The sequence below is a fragment of the Pontibacter aydingkolensis genome (genome assembly GCF_019443125.1).
Taxonomy (GTDB): Bacteria; Bacteroidota; Bacteroidia; order Cytophagales; family Hymenobacteraceae; genus Pontibacter; species Pontibacter aydingkolensis.
The window spans coordinates 1-23,528 of record NZ_JAHYXK010000021.1; the positions used below are offsets into that span (position 1 = coordinate 1).

General features: G+C 44.7%; 19 protein-coding genes. 9 read left to right on the forward strand and 10 right to left on the reverse strand.

All coding sequences use genetic code 11. The features are described 5' to 3' along the window. Positions 1 to 118: 118 nt before the first annotated feature. Positions 119 to 928 carry a hypothetical protein gene (locus tag K0O23_RS17405; protein ID WP_219878731.1) on the reverse strand — a complete coding sequence of 270 codons (810 nt, stop codon included), beginning with the start codon at positions 926 to 928 and terminating at the stop codon, positions 119 to 121. A 242-nt stretch (positions 929 to 1,170) separates the two neighbouring features. Between K0O23_RS17405 and K0O23_RS17410 the strand changes: the two genes are divergently transcribed. Next, positions 1,171 to 3,639, forward strand: coding sequence for a S9 family peptidase (locus tag K0O23_RS17410; protein ID WP_219878732.1), 2,469 nt, complete (start codon positions 1,171 to 1,173; stop codon positions 3,637 to 3,639). A 143-nt stretch (positions 3,640 to 3,782) separates the two neighbouring features. Here the strand turns inward: K0O23_RS17410 and K0O23_RS17415 are convergent, their stop codons facing one another. Continuing rightward, the gene (locus tag K0O23_RS17415; RefSeq protein ID WP_219878733.1) at positions 3,783 to 4,634 is read right to left on the reverse strand and encodes a zinc-dependent peptidase; all 852 of its coding nucleotides are present in this window, start codon (positions 4,632 to 4,634) and stop codon (positions 3,783 to 3,785) included. A gap of 101 nt (positions 4,635 to 4,735) precedes the next feature. On the opposite strand from K0O23_RS17415, the gene K0O23_RS17420 reads away from it, so the two are divergent. Beyond that, positions 4,736 to 5,422 carry a TIGR04283 family arsenosugar biosynthesis glycosyltransferase gene (locus K0O23_RS17420; RefSeq protein ID WP_246597190.1) on the forward strand — a complete coding sequence of 229 codons (687 nt, stop codon included), beginning with the start codon at positions 4,736 to 4,738 and terminating at the stop codon, positions 5,420 to 5,422. A 174-nt stretch (positions 5,423 to 5,596) separates the two neighbouring features. Here the strand turns inward: K0O23_RS17420 and K0O23_RS17425 are convergent, their stop codons facing one another. After that, positions 5,597 to 6,364, reverse strand: coding sequence for a peptidylprolyl isomerase (locus K0O23_RS17425; protein WP_219878735.1), 768 nt, complete (start codon positions 6,362 to 6,364; stop codon positions 5,597 to 5,599). Positions 6,365 to 6,758: 394 nt separating this feature from the next. Between K0O23_RS17425 and K0O23_RS17430 the strand changes: the two genes are divergently transcribed. Continuing rightward, entirely contained in the window at positions 6,759 to 7,979 is a 1,221-nt protein-coding gene (locus K0O23_RS17430; RefSeq protein ID WP_219878736.1) for a S8 family peptidase, read from the forward strand. Between the two features lie 80 nt (positions 7,980 to 8,059). On the opposite strand, the gene K0O23_RS17435 is transcribed toward K0O23_RS17430, so the two are convergent. Then, on the reverse strand, positions 8,060 to 8,560 hold the full coding sequence (locus K0O23_RS17435) for a GNAT family N-acetyltransferase (RefSeq protein ID WP_219878737.1): 501 nt from the start codon (positions 8,558 to 8,560) through the stop codon (positions 8,060 to 8,062). A 129-nt stretch (positions 8,561 to 8,689) separates the two neighbouring features. Here K0O23_RS17435 and K0O23_RS17440 point away from each other — a divergent pair, with 129 nt between their 5' ends. Further along, positions 8,690 to 9,688 carry a quinone oxidoreductase family protein gene (locus K0O23_RS17440; protein ID WP_219878738.1) on the forward strand — a complete coding sequence of 333 codons (999 nt, stop codon included), beginning with the start codon at positions 8,690 to 8,692 and terminating at the stop codon, positions 9,686 to 9,688. A gap of 159 nt (positions 9,689 to 9,847) precedes the next feature. Here K0O23_RS17440 and K0O23_RS17445 read toward each other — a convergent pair whose 3' ends face one another. Then, positions 9,848 to 12,055 carry a S9 family peptidase gene (locus K0O23_RS17445; RefSeq protein ID WP_246597191.1) on the reverse strand — a complete coding sequence of 736 codons (2,208 nt, stop codon included), beginning with the start codon at positions 12,053 to 12,055 and terminating at the stop codon, positions 9,848 to 9,850. A gap of 153 nt (positions 12,056 to 12,208) precedes the next feature. On the opposite strand from K0O23_RS17445, the gene K0O23_RS17450 reads away from it, so the two are divergent. The 3 genes from K0O23_RS17450 to K0O23_RS17460 all read left to right on the forward strand — a co-directional run bounded on the left by K0O23_RS17450 (position 12,209) and on the right by K0O23_RS17460 (position 17,071). Then, the gene (locus K0O23_RS17450) at positions 12,209 to 12,463 is read left to right on the forward strand and encodes an acyl-CoA-binding protein (protein ID WP_219878739.1); all 255 of its coding nucleotides are present in this window, start codon (positions 12,209 to 12,211) and stop codon (positions 12,461 to 12,463) included. A gap of 274 nt (positions 12,464 to 12,737) precedes the next feature. After that, a complete protein-coding gene (locus tag K0O23_RS17455; protein ID WP_219878740.1) occupies positions 12,738 to 15,707 on the forward strand; it encodes a SusC/RagA family TonB-linked outer membrane protein in 2,970 nt (989 codons plus the stop codon). A 17-nt stretch (positions 15,708 to 15,724) separates the two neighbouring features. Further along, positions 15,725 to 17,071: a RagB/SusD family nutrient uptake outer membrane protein gene (locus K0O23_RS17460; RefSeq protein WP_219878741.1), complete on the forward strand. Its 1,347-nt coding sequence runs from the start codon at positions 15,725 to 15,727 to the stop codon at positions 17,069 to 17,071. Positions 17,072 to 17,115: 44 nt separating this feature from the next. On the opposite strand, the gene K0O23_RS17465 is transcribed toward K0O23_RS17460, so the two are convergent. From K0O23_RS17465 to K0O23_RS17480, 4 genes are all read right to left on the reverse strand, one after another. Continuing rightward, entirely contained in the window at positions 17,116 to 17,559 is a 444-nt protein-coding gene (locus tag K0O23_RS17465) for a putative signal transducing protein (protein WP_219878742.1), read from the reverse strand. A 9-nt stretch (positions 17,560 to 17,568) separates the two neighbouring features. After that, complete coding sequence (locus K0O23_RS17470) at positions 17,569 to 17,790, reverse strand: CDGSH iron-sulfur domain-containing protein (protein WP_219878743.1); 222 nt, start codon at positions 17,788 to 17,790, stop codon at positions 17,569 to 17,571. Between the two features lie 142 nt (positions 17,791 to 17,932). Next, positions 17,933 to 18,727, reverse strand: a complete 795-nt coding sequence (locus tag K0O23_RS17475) for a hypothetical protein (protein ID WP_219878744.1) — start codon at positions 18,725 to 18,727, stop codon at positions 17,933 to 17,935. Between the two features lie 284 nt (positions 18,728 to 19,011). After that, entirely contained in the window at positions 19,012 to 21,453 is a 2,442-nt protein-coding gene (locus tag K0O23_RS17480; RefSeq protein ID WP_219878745.1) for a GAF domain-containing protein, read from the reverse strand. A 262-nt stretch (positions 21,454 to 21,715) separates the two neighbouring features. Here K0O23_RS17480 and K0O23_RS17485 point away from each other — a divergent pair, with 262 nt between their 5' ends. After that, complete coding sequence (locus K0O23_RS17485; protein ID WP_219878746.1) at positions 21,716 to 22,357, forward strand: hypothetical protein; 642 nt, start codon at positions 21,716 to 21,718, stop codon at positions 22,355 to 22,357. A gap of 55 nt (positions 22,358 to 22,412) precedes the next feature. Here K0O23_RS17485 and K0O23_RS17490 read toward each other — a convergent pair whose 3' ends face one another. Then, a complete protein-coding gene (locus tag K0O23_RS17490) occupies positions 22,413 to 22,589 on the reverse strand; it encodes a hypothetical protein (protein ID WP_219878747.1) in 177 nt (58 codons plus the stop codon). A gap of 195 nt (positions 22,590 to 22,784) precedes the next feature. Here K0O23_RS17490 and K0O23_RS17495 point away from each other — a divergent pair, with 195 nt between their 5' ends. After that, entirely contained in the window at positions 22,785 to 23,399 is a 615-nt protein-coding gene (locus K0O23_RS17495; protein WP_219878748.1) for a deoxynucleoside kinase, read from the forward strand. Positions 23,400 to 23,528: the final 129 nt, after the last annotated feature.

Sequence of the window (23,528 nt, forward strand, 5' to 3'; positions counted from 1 at the left end):
CAGCCCGTTTCACAGGATCTGGAATCAGATCCTGTATCTTTTCCCACTGCTCATTTGTTAGCTCCATGAGAAACTAACAAACAAGTTTAAGCGCTAATTCCTATTTTTGAGATAGCTTCTAGTTTGCTTTCATATTCAGGTTCACCAAGTCGAGCCGCCCATCAAGGCTATCTCTAAGGCCACTATCACGCACATCACCATTTCTGGCGTTATACCCGCCTTTGCCAGGCTCACCGTTGCTGCCATTTCGCCCTCCGGTACTTAGTATAACAATGCTGTTAGTATTGCGTTGGCTGTGGTTAAATACCGGAATTAAGCCATTGGTGCTATACATGAACATCAGGTTACCACCATGCCCGCCGTTTCCGCCCCTGGTAGCATCAGAACCGTCTGTGCCTGTCTCGCCGGGCACGGTTACTGTAACAGTTTGCAGTTTTCCGCTTGCATCTTTGTAGGTTTGAGTTTCTCTTCTGTCTGGTGTTCCTGTTTTGCCATTTACGCCGTTTATCCCAGGCCCGCCATCACCACCTCTGGTATCAATAGTAAGCTTGCCGAGCTTTTCAAGGTGTAAAGCAATACTCAGGTTGCCGCCATTTTCACCGTCTTCTCCAGGATCTGGCCCAGTGCTTCTGCCTACTGTTCCTACACTTCTTTTACCATCCTTGCCCTTGGATGATACAATACATTTATCGCCTATAATAGCCACCCTCGCCTCTAGCACGCCATACTTACCCGGGTCAAACTGTATAGTTGCTTTATCGTGCATAATCAGCGTATCAACCCGTATTGTGTTAGTGGAGTCAGCAATGTAAACTTGATTTTTTTTAATCTCGAGCTTAGGTATTATACTTTGAGCAGATGCTGGTGCAAAGCATAGCCAAGTAGCAACAGCTGCCAGTGCAGTTTTAAGTTGTAAAAGTGTTTTCATCGTTGTGTGGCTTAAGGTTAGTAGCTTTAACCTCCTATATAAGTTTAAGTCCAGGAGTTACAATACGGGTGTAAAGCAATAATAATACCTAAAATATACAAGAAATACTATATGTGTAAGCTTAAATACAAGCATTTGTATGTCAGCATGTATAAGTCAAAAAAATAGGCAGAATTTTAAACCTTAGTGCTTATCTTTAGTCTACAATTCAACTTAAACTTATCTAACCTATACTATATCGTATGAACTTTACTAAAACCAGAACGGCCAGAAGGGTTGCATCCTCTCTGCTGTGCCTGCTGTTGTTGGGTGGTTCTGCTCCTGTTGCCATAGCGCAGGGTGGGCAGGATACCAACATTGGCTACCAAAGACCGCCACAGGCCATGGCCGACATTATCGAGGCACCTTCTACACCTGGGGTAAGCATCAGCTCAAAAGGCGACTGGATGCTTTTGCTGGAGAGATCTGGTTACCCAAGTATAGAAGAAGTATCAGCACCAGAGAGCCGCATTGCCGGACTACGCATTAACCCTGCAACCAACGGGCAAAGCCGCAGCAGTTTTTCCAATGGCTTAAAACTGAAGCAGGTAAACGGCGGACAGGAGTTCGAGATCAAAGGTTTACCTAAAAACGCCCAGTTATCTTATGTTAGCTGGTCTCCGGACGAGAAGCACATCGCATTTACAAACACTATTGACAACGGAATAGAGCTTTGGACAGCCGACCTTAACACTAAGCAGGCTAAGAAGCTAACGAATGCCGTTGTGAACGATGCCTATAGCGGACGCCCTTTTGAGTGGTCTTCTGACAGTAAAAGCCTTTTGGTTAAGTTTATTGATGAGAAGCGCGGCGAGGCGCCAAAGTATAGCCATGTACCGGCCGGGCCAAATGTGCAGCAAAACATCGGCAAAGCAAGACCATCGCGCACCTACCAGGATCTTCTGAAAAACCGCTACGACGAAACTCTGTTTGATTACTACATGGCTACCCAGCTTAAGTTTGTAACGTTAGACGGACAGCAGACACCAGTTGGTAAGGCAGGCATCATCAAAAGTGTGGATATATCGCCGGATGGCCAGTACTTATTAGTTTCTACTATCCAAAGGCCATACTCTTACCTGGTGCCTCACTATTACTTCCCGTACAATGTAGAAGTATGGAACCGTGATGGCAAGGTTGTAAAAGAACTGGCCAAACTTCCGTTAGCAGAAGATATTCCGATCGCTTTTGATGCCGTGGCGAAAGGCCCGCGCAGCTACAACTGGCGCCCTGACAAACCTGCCAGCCTATACTGGGCTGAAGCACAGGATGGCGGTGACGCTAACAAAGAAGTAGCCGTTCGCGATAATGTTTATACGTTGGATGCTCCCTTCGCTGCTAATCCTACCAAGATTGCCTCTACTAAATACCGTTACAGAGGCGTGCAGTGGGGCCAGAACAACATAGCTATCGTGAACGAGCGCTGGTGGAAAACCAGAACAGAGCGTGCCAGCCTGATAGAGCCTAATAACCTATCTAAGGCTGCTGTAGTGCTTATCGAGCGTTCTTACGAAGATAACTACAACGATCCGGGGTCACCGGTTTACACAAAGAACCAGTATGGTCGCAGTGTGCTGATGACCGACAAAAAAGGCCAGAACATCTACATGATCTCTGAGGGCGGTTCGCCGGAGGGTAACAGACCTTTTGTTAGCGAGTTTAACCTGAAGAGCAAGAAAGGTAAGATACTTTGGAGATCTGAGGCACCATATTATGAGCGTCCGGTGGATATAATCGACCTGAGCAGCAAAAAGATCATTACCAGAAGAGAATCTGAGAACGACCCGCCTAACTACTTCGTGCGCGACCTGAATAAAAAATCGCTAACGCAGGTAACTAAATTCCCGCACCCTACTCCTCAATTGCAGGGTGTTCAGAAAGAGATGCTGCAGTATGAGCGTAACGATGGCGTTAAATTGACTGCCATTTTATACTTACCAAAAGATTACAAGAAAGGTGACAAACCGCTTCCGATGCTGATGTGGGCTTACCCGCGTGAGTTCAAGAACGCCGATGCAGCTGGCCAGGTAAAGAGCTCCCCTTACGAGTTTACACGTATCAGCTCTGGCTCTCCGTTGTTCTGGGTAACGCAAGGCTATGCTGTACTCGACAGAACCGATATGCCGATTGTAGGTGAAGGCGATGCCCAGCCAAACGATACGTATAACGAGCAGCTGGTGGCAAGCGCTAAGGCTGCCATCGATAAAGTGGTAAGCATGGGTGTGGCCGATCCGAAGCGCATTGCAGTTGGTGGCCACTCTTACGGTGCCTTTATGACGGCTAACCTGTTGGCGCACTCAGACCTGTTCGCTGCCGGTATCGCACGTAGCGGTGCTTACAACCGTACCTTAACACCGTTTGGTTTCCAGCAGGAGGAGCGTTCTTACTGGGAGGCTCCGGAAGTATACTTCCAGATGTCGCCGTTCTCTTACGCGCACAAGGTAAAAACTCCGATCCTTTTGATCCATGGTGAGGCTGATAATAACTCCGGTACTTTCCCGATTCAGAGTGAGCGTTTCTACAATGCCCTGAAAGGGCATGGCGCTACCACGCGCCTTGTGTTCCTGCCAGCTGAGTCGCACGGCTACGGTGCAAAAGAGTCTATTATGCACATGCTTTGGGAAATGAACCAGTGGCTTGATATCTATGTGAAGAACCGCCCTGTGCAGTAATACCACGTACTTTTATACTTTAGAATATGCCCCGGCTATACTTTAGCCGGGGCATATTGTTTTAGATCAGAATGAACTGAATTCCCCGCTTTAGACAAGGAGGGGCAGGGGTGGTTTGAGACGTTGAACAGAAAAGTCTGAAACTACAACTGATAAATACCCCGTGCCGGGTCCTGCTGCAATAGTTGGCTTAATGAATCGTATACTTTGGGGTTGGATAACCTGAAATCGTGAGGCCGCTCAAAAAACGATTCTACGCAAACCGCAAAAAACTCATGCTCGTCGTCATGGGCTTGTCGCCTTAGAAATCCGTTTTGTTCGGATTGTTGTTTTAACATTTCACTGCTGGCCAAATCGTGCCATGCCTGCAGGTGTTCCCTGTCCAGAAAATCATACTCGTTGTTGCGTATCCTGTTCTCGAGGTGCAGGGCATGGGCCATTTCGTGCAGTCCCAGATTAAAGCCGTCAGTATAATTGTCATACCCGCTTTCAAAGTCCCGCCACGATAGCACAATATAGCCGCGTGTATTTACCTCGCCGCAATGGTAGCGCTTAAAAATGGTAGAGTAATACCTGTCGGGGTAAATAAGGATAGTTTTGAAATGGGAGAAGTATACTTGCCCAAGGCCAAAAGTTAGCTGCACGGCGCTTGCCGCTACGCGTACTTTCATGGGCAGCGTAACCTCAAAGCGATCACCGCGCGGTACAAAGGTTTTCTGAAGTATAAACTGGGCTACCCTTTTCTCGAACTCCTTTTGCTGCGGCACTGGCAAAGACATGTAATAGGCAGGCATCTGGCGGCGAATCTCAAGTATAAATGGCCGCATCCGCATCTGCTTCATTCCATACTGTGCAAGCTCGATTAGCCCGTACACAATAGCTATGGCAAGCAAAGCCTGTAAAGGTGCAAGCTCGGCCAGGGCAAAAGAACTTCCTGCGTAGCGTGTGCAAAGCGGAGGTAGCGTAAAGTATATAATGGCAGAAAAAAGGCTCAAGTGATTAAATGTTATACTTTCGAAAGATAAAACTTTTTAGGAGTAAGACGTATGCAAACCAACGTTTATACTTTACTGCATTGCCGTTAACACAACCTGTTTTGAAACTGAGCGTCGTTATACCCACACTACAGGAAGAAGCTTCTATAGGAAGGCTTCTGGTGTACTTAAAACTACATACCTCTCCTGATACAGAAATTATTGTAACTGATGGGGGCAGCACCGATGCTACCAGAAGTATAGCAGCTGCGGCAGGAGCCAGGGTTATACTTTGCCAGCGCAGTGGGCGGGGGTATCAGATGAACCAGGGCGCTGTGGCTGCAACGGGCAATGTGTTATACTTTCTCCATGCAGATACTTTCCCGCCAGAACACTTCGAGCAAAGTATAAAACAAGCTGTGGAGCAAGGGTGGGAGAGTGGTTGCTTCAGGTTACGGTTTGATAGGTGGCATTGGTTCCTGCAACTGAATGCCTGGTTTACCAGGTTTAATGTAGATGCCATCCGGTTCGGAGACCAGAGCCTTTTTGTAAAGTGGGAGGTGTTTGATCTGGCTGGCGGGTTTAATGAAGATTTAATATTACTCGAAGACCAGGAGATTATTGGCAGGCTAAGAAAAGCTGCTTCCTTTAAAGTGCTGGAGCAAAGTGTCGTAACATCGGCCAGGAAGTATAAACAGATAGGCATCTACAAATTGCAGGCAGGCTATTTTCTTATTTATGGCTTGTATCGGCTAGGGCTATCTCAAAACCAGCTGGTGCGGGTTTATAGATGGATAGTATCAGAGTAAAGCATGAAGTATGCTTCTATCAATTTTAAATCACTGTTCGATTTCATATATAAATAAGCTGCACTTTGTTCATGCACACAAAAGGCCAAACAAAATCCCCGACGCGGTTCCAAAGTATAGGATAGTGCCGGGGATTTTAAATATCAAGTCAGATTAAGTGTGTCTCGTGTTTTCTTATTGCTTCGCCATCTTAATCTTATGCGGAACAATTTCTGTAGGCCATTTACCTGAGCCAACTGGCTCCTGGGAGATTTTTTCTGCCACATCCATTCCCTCTATTACCTCGCCAAATACGGTATACTCCGTATCCAGGCCAGGCTCTCCGCCAATGGTTTTATATGTCTCTATCTGGGCAGGCGTATACTTTATGTTATGTTGTGCCTCGTATGCTCTTAGTTCAGCTTCAGTTAAAGGCTCACCTAAAACAATGTAAAAGTTATGCGATGATGATTCTTTTTCCGGATTACGCTCATCGCCATAGCGGGCCATGGCCAGTGCTCCCCGTTTATGAATATATTTCGGGTCTGTTTCCTGCGGAATTTTATAAGCACCGTTTTTCATCTCGCGGTTATCGGAGTCTCCACCCTGTATGGCAAAGCCTTTCACCACACGGTAAAACTCTCCCTGATCGTAAAAGCCGCTTTTTGCTAGCCTGACAAAGTTAGCGCGATGCAAGGGGGTGTCTTTATATAGCCTCACCTTTATGTCTCCGTGGCGTGTGCTGATCACAGCTATGCTGTCCGGATGCTGGCGTTCATACTCAGTTAACACATCTACTACCGTTTCGGATGTAAGCGGTTCTAATGTAGGTTCTGTTGTGCCTGTTTCTGCAGCTGCATCAGTTTCATCCTGGCTGGTTTGGTTGCATGCGGCTGCAAATAGAATACAACTGGCTGCTATAGCGGCTCTTGCAAATTGTAGTGTGAGAGGTTTTTTTCTCATGGTTTATCTCGTTAGCTGTTCTACTAATCTACAAAATTCATTACATATAAGCTATAGGTGATGTTTAACTGGGATTATCAACAGGAGATTTAATTTGTATTAATCCAATAAGTTTATATATTGTTTATCTAAAATAGTTACTATTCCCGTATAGCTATCTACTTGTGTAACAATAGCTGTATCTTTTTCTATCCTTGTTTAGAAGCTATGCAGAGTTATAACACTGAATAGTGTGCTTGTGTGATAAATCATATGTTATAATAACAGGTGTATTTTGCATAACATTTAAGAATTATAAGTATATAATTTGCATATATTAATTGTAGTCAATATATTAGATGTGACGTCACTAATTTTTATTGTTCATTTTTAACCACTATCACCTTAAACAAGTATGAGAAATACCTTACATTTCCGTGGAATAGTACGCTCTGTACTGTTTGGAGCCGCTTTAACAACTGCAGCTTGTACCTTTACTTCCTGCGATCAGGATGCAGCAGAAGCTCTAAGCCCACAAGAAAAATTAGATGCAGTCTCTGAGAACGGAGCTATTATACCTGGTCAGTACATAGTTGTATTTAACCAGGATGAGAACCTGCGTGCAGACCAAAGTGCTACTTACGAGCAGCGTATTAATGCCGTTCGTTCAGCAGGTCGCAGTATTCTGGAAGCTAACGGAGTTCAGAATGTACAGATCGAGCAAGCTTTCGGTAAAGCGATTACAGGTGTAGCCGCAAGATTATCTGAAGGTGAAGTAGCCAAACTAAGAAACGATCCAAGAGTTGCCTATATAGAGAATGACAGAATTGTGATGCTTGCCAAGCCAGGCTCTGGCGGTGGCGGATCAACTGGCCAGGAAACCCCATGGGGTATTACACGTGTGGGTGGTGCAACAAGTGGTGCTGGTAAAACTGCCTGGGTTATCGACTCTGGCATAGACCTGGACCACCCAGACCTGAATGTGGATGCTGGTAGAAGCTTCACGGCATTTACAAGTGGCAGAGACAATACACCTGATGATAATAACGGGCACGGTACGCACGTAGCTGGTACTATTGCTGCACTGGATAACTCTGTTGGTGTGATAGGTGTGGCCCACGGTGCTACTGTGGTAGCTGTTAAAGTATTGGATGCACGCGGCAGTGGCTCGTACTCTGGCGTAATTGCAGGTGTAGATTATGTGGCTGCTAACGGCAAATCCGGTGATGTTGCTAATATGAGCTTAGGAGGGCCTGTATCACAAGCGCTTGACGACGCAGTAAAGGCGGCAGCGAATACAGGCGTTAAGTTTGCCCTGGCTGCAGGTAATGATGGCGCAGATGCAAATAACTCATCTCCGGCAAGGGCTAATGGTGCAAATATCTATACTGTATCTGCTATGGATATTAATGATAGATTAGCATCATTCTCTAACTATGGCAACCCACCTGTTGATTATGCAGCACCGGGTGTAAGCATCAAGTCTACCTGGAAAGGCGGTGCATATAATACTATTAGTGGTACATCTATGGCATCACCGCACGTGGCAGGTCTTTTACTTTTAGGCAATGTAACTACATCAGGTTATGTTTCCGGCGATAAAGACAGCACTCCAGATCCGATAGCGCATAACTAGTATTCCAAGTTTAAAGTTAAGGTTAATTGAGAGGGCAGCCGTTGGCTGCCCTTTTTTTATACTTTACTTTATACTTTTAGCTAAAGCATTTTCCGCATCACATAATCGTTCATCCAATAGGGGCCAATGGCAATATCTTCCTGTTGGTGTATGTTGTAACCACAACGTTCGTAAAATTCTTTTGCTTTGTTATAGCGGTTCACATTCAGGTCAAGTACAGTGCCTCCAAGCTGTATTACTTCTTCTTCAACAGCAGTTAGCAATAGCTTGCCGTAACCTTTTCCCTGGCACTCCGGCAGCAAGTAAATCTTATTCAGCTTGTAAACTTGGTCTGCCGCAGACTTCTCAGAGTAAGAGGCAAATCCAACCGGCTGGTCGCCTTCAAACAGTATAAGGAATGTCTGCCCCTCCTGCATTTGCTGCAAAAGTGCATCTGAAGTATAAATTACCCTATACATGTAATCAATTTGCTCCTGAGAGAGTATACTGCCGTAAGTATGGGTCCAGGTGGCCTCGGCAAGGTTTTTTATGATCGGAACATCAGCCTGTGTGGCTTCTTTTATTCTGGTGTTCGGCTGCATGAATAGGTGCTAAAGATTTTATGCAAGATATACGCTGTGCAGTTAATTGCCAATGCCGGTTATGCTTTATACTCCTGCCATAAATATTAACTTTGTAAGTATAGCTCTAAATAAATTGATGACGAAACCATGAAAGCAATATACCTTGAAGCCATTAACAAGCCTTTTACCCTAATTGAAAAAGAGAAGCCAAAGGCTGGGCCAGGCGAGGCAGTAGTGCATGTAAAGGCCGCCGCCCTGAACCACCGTGATGTCTGGATACAGTATGGCCGCTATTTTACCAAAGACTACCCTACCATACTTGGCTCTGACTGCGCTGGTGTTGTAGCTGAAGTAGGAGATGGTGTTGATAAGATCTGGCTTGGCAAAGAAGTGATTGTAGATCCCTCGTCTGATTGGGGAGATAACCCAAGGGCTCAGGGCAGAGATTTTAAAGTACTGGGCATGCCCGAAGACGGCGCCTTTGCTGAATACGTAAAAGTGCATGCAGCCAACCTGCACGAAAAGCCCGGTCACCTTACTTTTGAAGAAGCTGCAGCTTTGCCCCTTGGCGGTGTAACAGCTTACCGGGCCATGTTTACCAAGTGTAATATACAAGAAGGAGACAGAGTGCTGGTGACTGGTGCCGGGGGTGGAGTGGCCCTTTTTGCCATACAGTTTGCCGTAGCCATTGGTGCAGAAGTATGGGTAACCTCTGGCAGCGATGAGAAAATCGGCCTGGCGATGGATCTGGGAGCTAAAGATGGTATTAACTATAAAGCAGAAGACTGGGGCAAAGTGCTGAAGGAGAAAACCGGTGGCTTTGATGTGATTATAGATGGTGCTGCCGGTGAAGGCTTTGTGCAACTAGTTAAGTTAGCCAGACCTGGCGGGCGTATCGGTATGTATGGTGGCACCACAGGGATGATCGGACAGTTAAATCCAGCTGAGATTTTCTGGAAGCAGTTATCTATACATGGCAGTACAATGGGCACCGCCCAGGATTTTGCTCAAATGATCAAGCTAGTAGCTGAAAAAGAAATTCGCCCGGTAGTAGACATAGTATATCCGCTGGAGAAAACCGAAGAAGCCATGCGTTATATGGAGGCCGGTAAGCAGTTTGGCAAGATTGTTTTAACTACAGATTAATGGGGATTTAACTGATTGGATTGATTATTCTAGAAATAAGAAGACCCGCTGTTACACAAGAGCAGCGGGTCTTTTTTTAGTTTATAATTGGTCACTCTGTATTCTAATACAGAAAAAGAGATCAAATTAATCAGTTAAATCCCCATTAATCGTTGGTCTTTACTGATTCTGATCTAACAGACTGAGTAGGAATGCGTATTGCAAGGCTGTTTCTTTATAGCGTTGAAAACGTCCTGATGCACCACCATGCCCGGCTTCCATATTGGTATGGAGTAGTAATAGGTTGTCATCTGTCTTTATGTCCCGGAGCTTGGCTACCCATTTGGCCGGCTCCCAGTATTGTACCTGAGAATCGTGGAGCCCGGTTGTAACCAGCATGTTCGGGTAATTTTGTGCTTTTACGTTATCGTATGGGGAGTAAGACAGCATGTAATCATAAGCATCTTTTTCTGCAGGATTGCCCCACTCGTCAAACTCACCGGTGGTTAAAGGTATGCTGGTGTCAAGCATGGTGGTAACAACATCCACGAAGGGTACAGCTGCTATCACACCTTTATAAAGCTCTGGCCTCATATTTACGACGGCACCCATCAGTAACCCTCCTGCGCTGCCACCCATGGCAAACAGCTTGTCTGGTTTCGTATAGCCTTGCTCGATCAGGTATTCGGACGCATCAATAAAGTCGGTGAAGGTGTTCTTCTTCTTCATCATCTTACCTTCTTCGTACCATTTTCTACCCATCTCCTGTCCGCCCCGAATGTGTGCGATGGCATAAACAAAACCCCGGTCTAGCAGGCTGAGGCGCACAGAGCTAAAGCCTGGATTTGTACTGGAGCCATAAGAGCCATAGGCATACTGGAGGGTTGGATTGCTCCCATCCAGCTTTATCCCTTTTCTGTACACCAGAGAGATTGGTATTTTGGTGCCATCGTCGGCAGTGGCGTAAATTCGTTTTGCTTCATAGCTCTCCGGGTTAAAGTTACCTACAACCTCTTCTCTCTTTTTGAGCTCCTGCTGTTTTGTCTCCATGTTATAGTCGTACACGGAGTTAGGTGTGGTAAGAGAGCTATACTGGTAGCGGAGTGTTTTGCTATCGAAATCCGGATTAATGCTGATGTAGGCAGTATAAGCCTCTTCACCGAAGTTGATATAATAGTCAGTTTTCGGATCGTTCCACTTCTTTATCCTGATCTGGGTAAGTCCGTTTTTACGTTCCTGTAGTGTCAGGTAATCCTTAAATATCTCAATACCCTCCAGCAGTACATCCTCACGGTGCGGTATTACATCTTTCCAGTTGGCTTTACCCGGCTTGCTTACAGGAGTCTGCACCAGTTTAAAGTTGGTGGCGGCGTCTTTATTGGTAACGATGTAGAACTTGTCACCAAAATGATCTACGCTGTACTCTAACCCACGCTCCCGAGGTTGAATGACCTTGAATGTGCCGTTGGGGTTGTTGGCATCCAGGAAGCGATATTCGTTAGAGAGGGTTGAACCGGAGCCGATGATGATGTATTTATCAGATTTGGTTTTGTATACAAATGTGCTAAACGTTTCGTCAGCTTCATGATATACTTCCTTGTCCTGTGAGGCGGGTGTGCCTAACGTATGCTTGAAAATTTTATAAGAACGAAGTGCCGGGTCCTTTACAGTATAATACACTGTCTTGTTATCATTAGCCCATACTGCCCCACCTGTTGTGTTAGGAATTCGGTCTTTTAGCATCTGGCCAGTACTTAAATCTTTGAACCGGATGGTGTACTTGCGGCGGCTAACAGTGTCTTCGCCAAAAGCCAGAAGCTTGTTGTTCGGGCTAACGTTCATACCTGACGCCGCATAGTAGTTTAAGCCTTCAGCACGTTCATTTGCATTTACCATTACCTCTTCCGGCGCGGTTAAGCTACCTTTCTTACGGGCATAGATCGGGTATTCTTTGCCAGTCTCATATCGGGTGTAATACCAATACCCGTCATCTTTGAACGGAACTGACTCGTCCTGCTGCTTAATGCGCCCTACTATCTCCTGGTAAAGCTTCTGCTGCAGGTCTTCTGTGTCGGCCATTACTTTTTTAGTGTAGTCATTTTCTGCGTTCAGGTAAGCAATCACCTCCGGGTCTTCGCGCTGGTTAAGCCAATAGTAGTTGTCTGTGCGCGTATTGCCGTGCATGGTTAGCTGCTTCGGTTCCTTTTTAGCGATGGGAGGCTTTGGTGCAGTTACATTAGCTGTCTCGCTGGTGGGAGTTGTTGTTACCTGCTCAGTAGAGGAAGCACTGGTGCCAGAGGTGTTGCTAGGAGAGCAACTGCTTAAAAGCCAGACTGGAGCAGCAGCAAGTATCATTGCTGTTAGCCTGATATTCAATGTTTTTCTCATATCGGTTTATATGTTGTTTTGTTTGTATAAGCTTTACTAAAGTATAAGCAGTAGGTCAATTAAAGCCATGCAGAAAATAAAAGCAAACCAAAAAGTTATGCATGCAGCATACTTTTTATTATCTTGAGTCTCACTTAAACGCAAACCTAAACTATGACTACGCAAGCAGAATTTGAAAGTGCAGTAGAAAGATCGAAATCCTTAACTGAGCGGCCATCCAATGATGTGCTGTTGCAGTTGTACGCACTATTTAAACAGGCGACTGAAGGAGATGTGAACACAGAGCGCCCTGGTGGTTTTGATTTTAAAAACATCGCCAAATGGGATGCCTGGAAAAAACAGGAAGGCAAAAGCAGCGAGGAAGCACGTGCAGAGTATGTGGCACTGGTGAACAGGCTGGCTTCATAAAAAGTATAGTTAATAAGCTAGCTTAAGGCTTCTTCTGTTAAAGGAGAAGCTTTTTTTGTGCCTGCCGGAATTGTAAATAAACGGTAAGGGTAGGATGAATTAGTCCTTCTATACTTGTATAGAGATGTTTATGTATAGTAGTGAATTGTAATATTTAGGTTGTGTGTAAAAAAAACAAATGCAATAACAACCTAAAATAATCACATTTATAGAATATAGACGTATAAGTCATTTGTTATTAACTAAGTTCTATAGCTCACATAAACATTTACTTATGAAAAAAAATTACCCGATCAAGCTGCTATTACTGCTGCTCATGATGGTCCCAATGGTGCTTTATGCTCAGACCACTGTGCGAGGAATCGTTACAGATGCAGGAAAAGGTACTCCCTTACCTGGTGTTAGTGTTGTAGTAGTAGGCACTACCCAGGGTACAACCACAGATGCTGAGGGCAGCTACAGCATCCAATTACCCTCTGCTACAGGCAAACTCACTTTTTCCTATCTAGGCTTTGTATCACAAACCATAGATGTTACGCCTGCAGTTAATGTACTGAACGTTGAGCTAAAGGAGAGACTAACCAACCTCAGTGAGGTAGTGATTACCGGATTGGCTACAACTGTAAAACGCACTAATGCGGCAAATGCAGTGTCATCGCTTAACACCCGCGAAATTACCGGTATCACTACACCTCAAACGGTTGATGGCGCTATAAGCGGTAAGCTGGTAGGTGCTAATATTGTAGCTAACTCAGGAGCACCTGGTGGAGGTATGGCCATGAAGCTACGGGGTATTACCTCTATCTTTGGCAATGCGCAACCTTTGTTTGTAATAGACGGGATAATAATCGACAACTCATCCATTTCAGCTGGTCTGAACTCTGTTACAAATGCAGCAGGTGGAGGAAGTTCGTCTAACCAGGATAACGCCTCTAACCGTATTGCCGATATCAACCCTGCTGATATAGAAAGTATAGAAGTACTGAAAGGTGCCTCCGCTGCCGCTATTTATGGTTCTCTTGCCTCTGCCGGTGTGGTAATAATAACAACAAAACGCGGTGCAATAGGCAAAACACTCGTAGACTTCTCTCAGGATATAGGTATTACACGTATTTCCAACACACTGGGCATGCGCACCTACACAGAAGAAAGAGTAAGAAAATCTTTTGGAGCTGCAGCGGTGCCCCTATTTCTGGAGGCGCAACAACAGAACCGGTTTATTGATTATGAAGAAGAGCTATACGGCAATACAGGTTTGCTGCTGAACTCAAGGCTAAACGTGAGTGGTGGCACCGAGAAAACCCGCTTTTTTGTTGGTGGGCTTGTTCAGGATGAAGAAGGAATTATTGAAAGAACTGGTTATAAGAAGAAATCTATCCGGTTCAATCTTGATCACATACTATCGGATCGGTTTGACTTTAGTCTTACCTCCAACTATATAAACTCTGAAAGTGACCGTGGACTAACGAACAACGATAACGCCGGTGTATCTTTCGGTGTGGCACTATCCTCTACGCCCAGCTTTATAGACCTGCGACCAAATGATGATGGGGTATATCCTGAAAACCCTTTTGCAGGATCTAACTTTTTGCAGACACGTGATCTGATTACAAACAGAGAGTCTACAGACAGGTTTTTAGGAGGACTTACACTAAATACCCAACTACAAAGAGGTGAAACTAGCAATACAAAACTTGTAATTCGTGGAGGGCTTGATTTCTACAACCTTCGAACAACTGCTATTTTCCCAAGTATACTGCAGTTCCAGATAAAGGGACCATCGGCTACACAGGGAGCATCCATTCAGGGTAATGCCTATAACCTGAATACGAACTACGCAGCGTTTATAGTAAACAACCTTTCGCTTGCGGACGACAACCTCACGTTTACATCAACACTCGGCGCAACACGGGAAAACTTCAACCAGAACCAGATACTGAATGTGGCTACCCGTTTGATAGGTGACCAAACCAACCTGGATCAGTCTGGCGCTGTAAGCGTTTCTCAGAACAGGTTGATTACCCGTAACAAAGGTCTTTTCTTTCAGGAGGAGGTAAACTACAGAGACCGCATTATTGCAACGGCAGGTCTGCGCTTAGATAAGTCATCTGATAATGCTGATGTAAACGAGTTCCAGGCTTTTCCAAAGGCATCATTGGCAGTTAACCTGGCCAACTTTGACTTTTGGCAAATAGAAACGATAAACCTATTCAAACTGCGTGTGGCTTATGGTCAGTCTGGTGGGTTTCCGCCGTTCGGTGCAAAGTATACTTCGTTTGTGCCGTTTAACACAGGCGGCTTACCAGGGCTGATACCAGCTGCTCAAAGAGGTAACGATGAGATAAAGCAGGAGCGCCAGAAAGAACTGGAGGCTGGCCTGGATGTGTCTATTCTGGATGACAAGATAATTTTCGAGGGAACGGTTTACAACAAAACGGTGAAAGACCTGATTCTTTTTCAGAATGTTCCCGGATCATCCGGATTTACAACGCGTGTAGTAAACGGCGGTGAGCTGCAGAACAAAGGAGTTGAGCTTGCTTTAAACACTATTCCTTTCGAAACTCCTTCAATTAAATGGAATTCACGGATCAGCTACTGGCTTAACCGTTCAGAGATTACAGAGCTTAATGTTCCGGCTTTCCCGCTTGGGGCTTTTGGTACAACACTTGGTACCTTCTTTATAGAGGAGGGCGAGTCTGCTACACAAATAAAAGGTATCAGAGGCGATCAGGGTGTGGTGAAACTCGGAGATGCCCAGCCCGACTTCCAGATGAACTTCCACAACTTTCTTACTATAAAGCAAAACCTTACCTTCTCGTTCTTACTGCACTGGAAAAAGGGTGGCGATAATATAAACCTAACTGAGCTTTTAACTGACCTTGGAGGCACTTCACCGGATTTTGATGATGACGACAACGGAGATGGTGTTACTAATGCTCAGGAACGTATAAACGCACTTGGAGCATCAGCAGAGCCATTCGTACAAGATGCCTCTTACCTGAGGTTGCGCGAGATAGGTTTATACTACGATCTGCCAGCGCCGACACTGCGAAATGTCTTTGGCTCCCTAGTGCGAAACCTGAAAGTGGGTGTATCTGCAAACAACGTATTTGTAATAACTGATTACCGTGGCTACGATCCGGAAGTATCTAATTTTGGTGCTAATGGGCTCTCGACAGGTGTGGATGTTACTCCTTTCCCGCCATCCAGAAGAATGTTTTTCCACTTTATGATTGGCTTCTAACCTAACCAGACTCAGACATGAAAAATAATTCCATAAAGTATAAGTTTGGCATCTGCGCCATTGCGCTTTCGCTTGTCTTTCCGTCCTGCGAAATAGAGGATATTCCTGATCCAAATAACCCTACCATCGAGTCGGTGTTGGAGAATGCTGGCATACCTTCCCTCAACAACCTGGTTACAGGAACAGAGGCAGCCATGCGCATCGACATCGGTACATACTATGATGATGTGGGCGTAGTAGGGCGCGAATACTATCGCTTTTCTGGCGCTGACCCGCGCTTTACCTCTGATTTGCTTGGTGCTGGAAACGCTGTGCTGGACAATAATACGTTTTATACCACACGCCCATGGAACGCCAGATACCGGGCAGTAAAAAATGCCAACATTCTCATCTCTTCTGCTAACAACACGAATCAGATCACTGAGGAGCAAAAGCAGGGTTATTTAGGCTTTGCCAAAACAATAAAGGCGCATCAGTTGCTCATGAACCTGACGCTGATGAATGAGAACGGTATTCGCGTGGACGTGGATGACCCTGATAACCTTGGGCCTGTGGTTGATAGGCCTGCAGCCTTAACGGCTATCGCAGCATTATTAGATGAGGCGCAGACGCATTTACAAGGTGCCGGAGAAACATTTCCGTTTTCTTTGTCAAGTGGCTACCAGGATTTGGTTAACGCGGATCCTAAGGATCCCTTTGGGCCTGATGAGTTTCTAGAGTTTAACCGTGCCCTTGCTGCTCGTGTGGCCGTGTACCGGGAAAATTTTGGTGCTGCACTGCAGGCACTTCAAGGGTCCTTCCTGGAGCTGAATACGAATTTTAACAAAGGAATATACTATACTTTCAGTGATGCATCTGGGGATATTGTGAATCCGCTTTTCATTGGGCGTAACGCTAAGGGAGAACTGCGCCTTGCTCACCCTAGCTTTGTAACTGATGCTACGCCTGGGGACGACCGCCTGTCGAAGGTCGCCTTGCGTGATGAGCCGGCGACACAGAGCGGCTTAACCAGCCGGTATGATATAACAGTATTCAGCTCCAACACAGATCCTGTGCCTATAATCAGGAACGAAGAGTTGATCCTTATTTATGCGGAGGCAAAAATACAGACAGACGCTTTGCTTGATGCTGTAAGTGCCCTTAACATCATTCGCACTGGCCATGGACTACAGCCCTATACAGGTCTGGTTACAAAAGATGCTCTGATCAATGAGATGCTCCGGCAGCGCCGCTACTCTCTGTTTTTTGAAGGGCACCGCTGGATTGATTTACGCCGATACAACAGATTGGGTCAACTGCCGATAGATCGTCCCGGTGATGATGTGTGGGTGAGCTTCCCGATTCCTTTTAATGAAGGGACATAGATGGAACAGTAGTAAACTAAAAGAGGGGATGCAAAGCCCCTCTTTTAGTTTGATTTCCAGGTATGGCCACATTCGTGACAGGTGTACTTTCTACGATTTAAGAATGGCAGCGGAAAGCCCAGGAACAGGTAACTGATCGAGAAAATAGTTTTATTGAATTTTACTTGTTCCACATTGTCGGAGCCGCAGTTAGGGCAGGTGTTTACAACCTCGTGCTCCTGCATGGGCGGTGCCAGTTCTATCGTATCGTAGTCGAAAACGGTATTGCCCTCTCGAATGCGGGTAAGTATGGCTTTGGCCTCCATTACATCGGTTTCAGGTACTTTGAGCTTTACGCCGCCAACGGCTGTGGCATAAAAAGGCTGTACCCCTACAATGTTCTCGTCACCCAAAAAACAAAGTATACCCTCTGCTTCCAAACGCCCTTTCAGAATGTGGGCTTCGGTTACATGATTAAAAGTGGCGATTGTTATCAGGCGCTCAGCCATACTTTTTAGTTATTTCTTAGGAGGCAGATCAAATGCCTCGGCTTCGTGCTCAAAGTGTCCTTTATGCGATCCGTCGCAAAAAGGTTTGTTCTTAGAAAGGCCGCAACGACAGATGGACACCAGCTCTCTGCCACCCAGGCCGTATATATTTCCGTTTTTGTCTACAATCTCAAACTCGCCCTCTACACGTAGCGAGCCATTGTTATTTACAGTAAGTCTAGTTTTTGCCATCAGTATTCTGGGTTTAAGTATAAACAAATATACTGAATTTTAAATTGGGTTATAAGCATTGTTACGATACTGCAAGTATAAAATAAAACCGGCCACAGATCTCTCTGGGGCCGGTTTAAACTAATGCTGCTTTAAAAGATACTTACTTTGTGTACATGTAAGTATAAGTTTCGCGTTTGCCATTTGGTTTTACAACCGTCTGGGTCAAAGGATAACCTGCTTTGTCGTACGTGTATGAGTAAGTATACTTGTAGCTTTTGCCTGTGCCATTTACAGTGGTATTAGCTGCAATTATGTTGTTAGGGCTGCTGGCAGTGCCTGGCTCTGCAAACTCGTAAAATGGATTGTGGTTAGAGTCGTAAGAGTAAGTGGTAGTTGAGAAAAGCTTTGCTTTGCCTTTGTCGTCAATAACGTGCTGCTTCTCTTCTGTATAGTTGCCGTTTGGTAGAGCCTCGTAAGTAGTATACGATTTGGCTTTAGCTTTGTCGCCTGTTCCTTCAAACACCGACTTTTTCTCCAATGTCTTGTCTTCTTTGTAGCTGTAGGTAGCGTAGGTGCTGTATTCTACTTTGCTGTTGTTGTAATACGTAGAAGTAGTTTTTTCCAGAGTGCCGTCTGTGGCATACGTATATACCTGCTCTGATAACAACGATTGGTTAGTACCTGCGTGGGTAGTTACTTTAGTTAGTTTGCCTTTAGCATCGCGCTCAAACTTCTCGAAACTTTCCAGTTCACCGCTCTCTTTATCGTAGTGGTTGATTTGCGTAACTACCTGGCCCGCAAAATTGTAGGATGTAACCTTTGAGGACTCGGCTAAAACCTGAGAAATAGTGCTTTGCTGAAGTTCCGGCGTTACACTTTCCTGCTCACTCTTCTCGCAAGAGCTTAATGCTACCACGCCGAATAAAAGCATGGCTGGTAAAAATCTGTTTTTCAATTTCATTTGGCTAAAAGTTGAAAAGTTGAAAAAAATAGTACGCTACGGCACATATTGCCGGTAGGTTGCAGTGAAAACGGAAGAAGTGTTAAAATAATTGCACTTTAGTTAATAAAATATCTGGAGAGGTGTATTGGGAGGAGTGGTTTTGGTATGATTTAAATTTGTAACTAATTGATAAACAAAAGTTTTGTGTGATTTAAAACCTTCAGTAAAAAAAGTAAAAATTTTTAAAAATCGCTTAAATATAGGATTAAATATATTTTTGCAACCTTGCAGTATACTTAGTTTAGACTTGCACTTTGGGCTATATTAAGCAATTCGTCTCCGGCATCTATATTGTGGCGCAGATGTTCTTCAAAACTAACCTCAATGCGTAGAGCCTTCAGTCCTTGCACACCCTGCATCTCTTCCAGTTCTAGGCGTTCAACTTTTTTACCGATATAACCCTCAGACTGTAAAAACTCGATGTAGCGGATATACTCTTCGGCTTCTTTCTGTTGCGTGTATACAATGGCAATTTTGTTTGGCTGTGTAAGCCGTTCTTCAGTACCACGCAGCGTAGCTTTGTCCAGGCGCTTTTTAATAATTTCGTACCGGATGTTATTTGCGCCTTCTACATCAAATTTCTTTTCGTCCAGCCTGAACCGGATCGAAATAGAGTCGCTATGTACCAGAATAAGTTGCGTGATCTCGAGGGGTAACTTAAGGTTTGCACGCAGGTTATGGATACGCCTGGCCACTTCGCAGGTAAGCATGAGTTGCCATAAGCGCATGTTTTTTAAGTATATCGGCTGAAAATTTCCATTGTTCAACAGCGATGCACCTATATAAATGTTATACTCCAGGCCATCGGTTTTATACTTTTCAAAATAATGCGGGAATATCTGCTGCGCCTTTTCCTCTTCACGTTCTAAAAACGTAGAAATTGTTTCGTTGATCATGAACATACTTTCTTCGTATGCCCGCCTTTTGTTATAAACTACTTTGTAAGGGTTGTTAATGGCAGAGCGATAAGCCTGTATCGCAGCGAGTGCACCAGGGTTCTTTTGCGCAAAGTAATCAAACAATGGTTCTACCTCCTCTCTCAGGAAACCAAGTATAATACCCTCTTCATCAGAGGCCAGGTCCTGCATAATATCATGCGAGAGTTTGTCTATCTTAAAAATCAGCTCATCGAGTATGGTAAGCGGTAAATTGTCTTTTGCGGCAAGTATAACCTCTTTTGCCAGTACAAGCTGCTCCAGCAAATCGCCCTGAATAGCCTTGTTGCGCTCTATGGCAGAGTTTCTTATGTCAGAAGACCCGTAAAGTGGGTACACATCCCGGAACACAATTGGCTCAATTTCAGAGCTGGCATTGCGCTCCATTTTCTCCAATAAGTTAATGGCAGCCTGTGTAAAGCGCCATTCTACAATAGGGTGTATAGCAGTATACTTTTCTTTAATGATGTTCTGAATACTGCTTCGCAACTCTTCCAGGCTACGGTTCATGGCCAGGGCAAACAGCGGCAGTATATCTTTCAGCCTGATTGTTGAGAGTGCGTTCAGCTCTCCGGGAATAGGCGAGGCAAGTTCCATGAGGCCAATTATTCTGCCTTCATATTCCAGTGGTGCTATAATCAGGTTGCGGACCCCGTGCTCAAGTAACTGGTCTTCTATAGTAGTGGGCTCCGGTAGTACGTTCAGGTCTTCCACAACAATGGTATGGCCTTTTTTAATTACAGGCTCGTAAATGGAGCCTTTCAGGTCATTCAGCTTCAGGTCCGAATCCTGCGAAAGTATAAGCCCGTTCCATATTTTGCGGGCATATGTAGTGTCGAAGTCTCGGATGGCGGGGCAGGAGGCAAAGCCAAGCCGTACACCCGGCAAACCGAACAATACGCGCAGTTTCTGCTGTAAGATATCAAAGCCTTCATCAGTAGCCACAGAGTCGCGGTCCAGCAATTCGTAGCGCAACGATGATATTGTTTCTTCTATAGTTACATCGGTAAAATCGTAGATCGCGAAGCCCGAAAACTCAAAGTTTTCCGGAGGCAAGGTCTGCATCCACAGGTCTAGGTTATTGTAGCGGTTAATCAGGTAATTTATCTCCTGTGCATTCAGTTTTTTTATCTCGCCTTTGGCTTTTACCTCCATAAACTTAAGGTCTATACTTAGTTTATAGTGGCGATCCAGGTTAGTAAACTTGTCTTTGATAGTGAAGATAAAGGGCTCGTCCACGTAAAAATTGGCGTTATAAAATTTATCAAGTATGATAGTATAAGCCGAAAGAGTTAACCTGAAGAGCAGCGTTTTTTTATCGATATTTAGCTTTTCAGAATAATTGTCGCCACCAAGTAGTTTAAGTTCTTCCAGCTTAGGTGTGGCGTAAAAACTTTCGAAATGGAAAGGAGCCACAACTGCCTTTAAGTCGTTTTCCCAAAGTGCACCGGCAAAGATATCCTCCATTAAAACATCAACGGTGTCTATGTGTCTGTCTATAATAGAAACATCATGAATAGGAGAAATAAGGTCTGCTTTTTTTCGAAGCATACCAGCCAGCTCGCTAACACGGGATGCATTGCAGTTAGGGTCGCTTATCAGCTTATCTTCCCAATAGGCAATTAGCGGTGATAGGCTCAGCGCAGATTTAAACGGGAATTCATCCACGCCAATAATGATTTCATCATTGTTCGTGATGGCGACAACCGTTTCATGAAAATTGCCTTTTCGGGGTTTACTCATAGAATTAGGTGCACTGGGCAGGTTAAGGGTGTATAGGCTCTCTGTAATGTTATAAATTTAAGCTTGTAAATATTTCTTATGACTTTAAACGAAAGTTTCCGGTAAAAGATAGTGCAATTCTGATTAAGAGATCGTTAAGCGCATTTAAGTACGGCTGGAAGATTTGTTCGTCTAATAATTCTTTTATAGATAAGGAGCTAAATATATCTTTGGCATAATATTTATTATAATGGATAGTTATACAACCAATACAGATTTAACTATGATTAGAAGTACAGTTACAAAATGGGTATTTGCGATTATGCTTTTCTTACTTGCCTTTGGTGCCCAGGCGCAAACGCAATCTCAGCTTGAGAAAGACTTGGCTGCTTTCAGGAGTTGGATGCAAACCAAAGCCAGCCTGGCCGACAGCACCATCCGGAAAGAATGGCCAACCGTTAAAAAAGAGTACCGCGAACTTACCTGCTCGTTAGACCAGAATACCAGAAAGATGTCTGATAAGTCGAGGCAGGAATACGGGGAGATGAAAGCGGATTATAAAGAGTGGGAAGAACGTAACGAAACCCGCCAGCCGGTAAGTCTGGATGGCAAAAAACTGGCTCACTGGGAAAAGATCATGACGGGCACTACGCGCATTGCAAGTATAAAGCCTGCTAACCTGCGCGACGCCTTTGTGCTTGCCCTGGATGTTACCCGCGAGCACAGGCGCACCTGGAACCTGAGCGATTGGGAGTATGCCGAGTTTGTAGTAGGGGAGTTGAATACTAGAAAAGCCGAAGTGCTGGACAAACTGAATAACAGCGATAAGATAAAGATAGCTGCCCTGCAGGTTGAGTTTGCTACCCTTAAAAAAAGCAAAGAAGCCAAAGACAAGTACCAGGAAATGCGCGAAGGAAAACGCTAAAATATAAAATTAAAGCAAAAAGCCCCGGCAAGTATAAGTTGCCGGGGCTTTTTGCTTAGATGGCGTTTTTACCTTTAGTACCACCAGATTGCTCTTTATTTTGGTTGCGGCCCTGGTCAGGGCTTTTATTCTGGTCCTTATCAGTTAAATGCCTGTTTTCTTTCACATTATTTTTATCTCTCGCCTCAGGATTACTCTGCTTGTGTCGGTCTTGATTGTGTCCTTTTGTCATGGTTTGTTTTCGTTTGGTTTGTACTATAGCTTACGGCTTACTGGCCTGTGGGTTAAAAAGGGCGCCTCTACCATGGCCGGTTTGTACTTTATTTATTGTGGATAACTAGTGGGTATTTATCTTAAAAGTGACGCCTGCATCTAAGCAAAAACCCCTACTTTTGTAACCGGCTTTTACTAAAAACCATAGATTACCATGCACATTGCAATTGTAGGCAATATTGGCGCTGGCAAAACCACCCTGGCCACCAAGCTGTCGCAACACTTTAAGTGGGACTTATACTTAGAGGCGGTTGAAAACAACCCTTACCTGAAAGACTTTTATGAAGATATGGAGCGGTGGTCTTTCCACTTGCAGGTATTTTTCCTGAACAGCCGGTTTAACCAGGTACAACAGATAAAATCAAATGGCCGCAGCGTTATTCAGGACCGCACCATTTACGAAGATGCCCATATCTTTGCTAAAAACCTACACCAGTCCGGGTTAATGACTACCCGTGATTATGACAACTATTTCGCATTATTCGAGTCAATGATCACCATGGTAAAGGCCCCGGATCTGATGATTTACCTAAAGGCTGACCTGCCTAAACTGATCGGTCAGATAGAAAAGCGCAACCGCGACTACGAAAGTAGTATCAGCATAAACTACCTGCGTAACCTAAACGAGCACTACAATACCTGGATGAGCAACTACAACCAGGGCAAATTGCTTGTGATTGACGTGAATAACCTGGATTTTGTGGCCAACCCAGAAGATTTAGGTTCGATTATAGAGAAAGTACAGGCAGAGCTATTTGGCTTGTTTTAAAGTATAGCTTATACTTATAATACTTTTATAAGAAAGGCAATGCACGGCTAGTGTATTGCCTTTTTCTATTTTTAAGCATTTGCGAAGTCTGCTTCTGGCGCGGGTATCCAACCCGTGATTTGTAGTGGG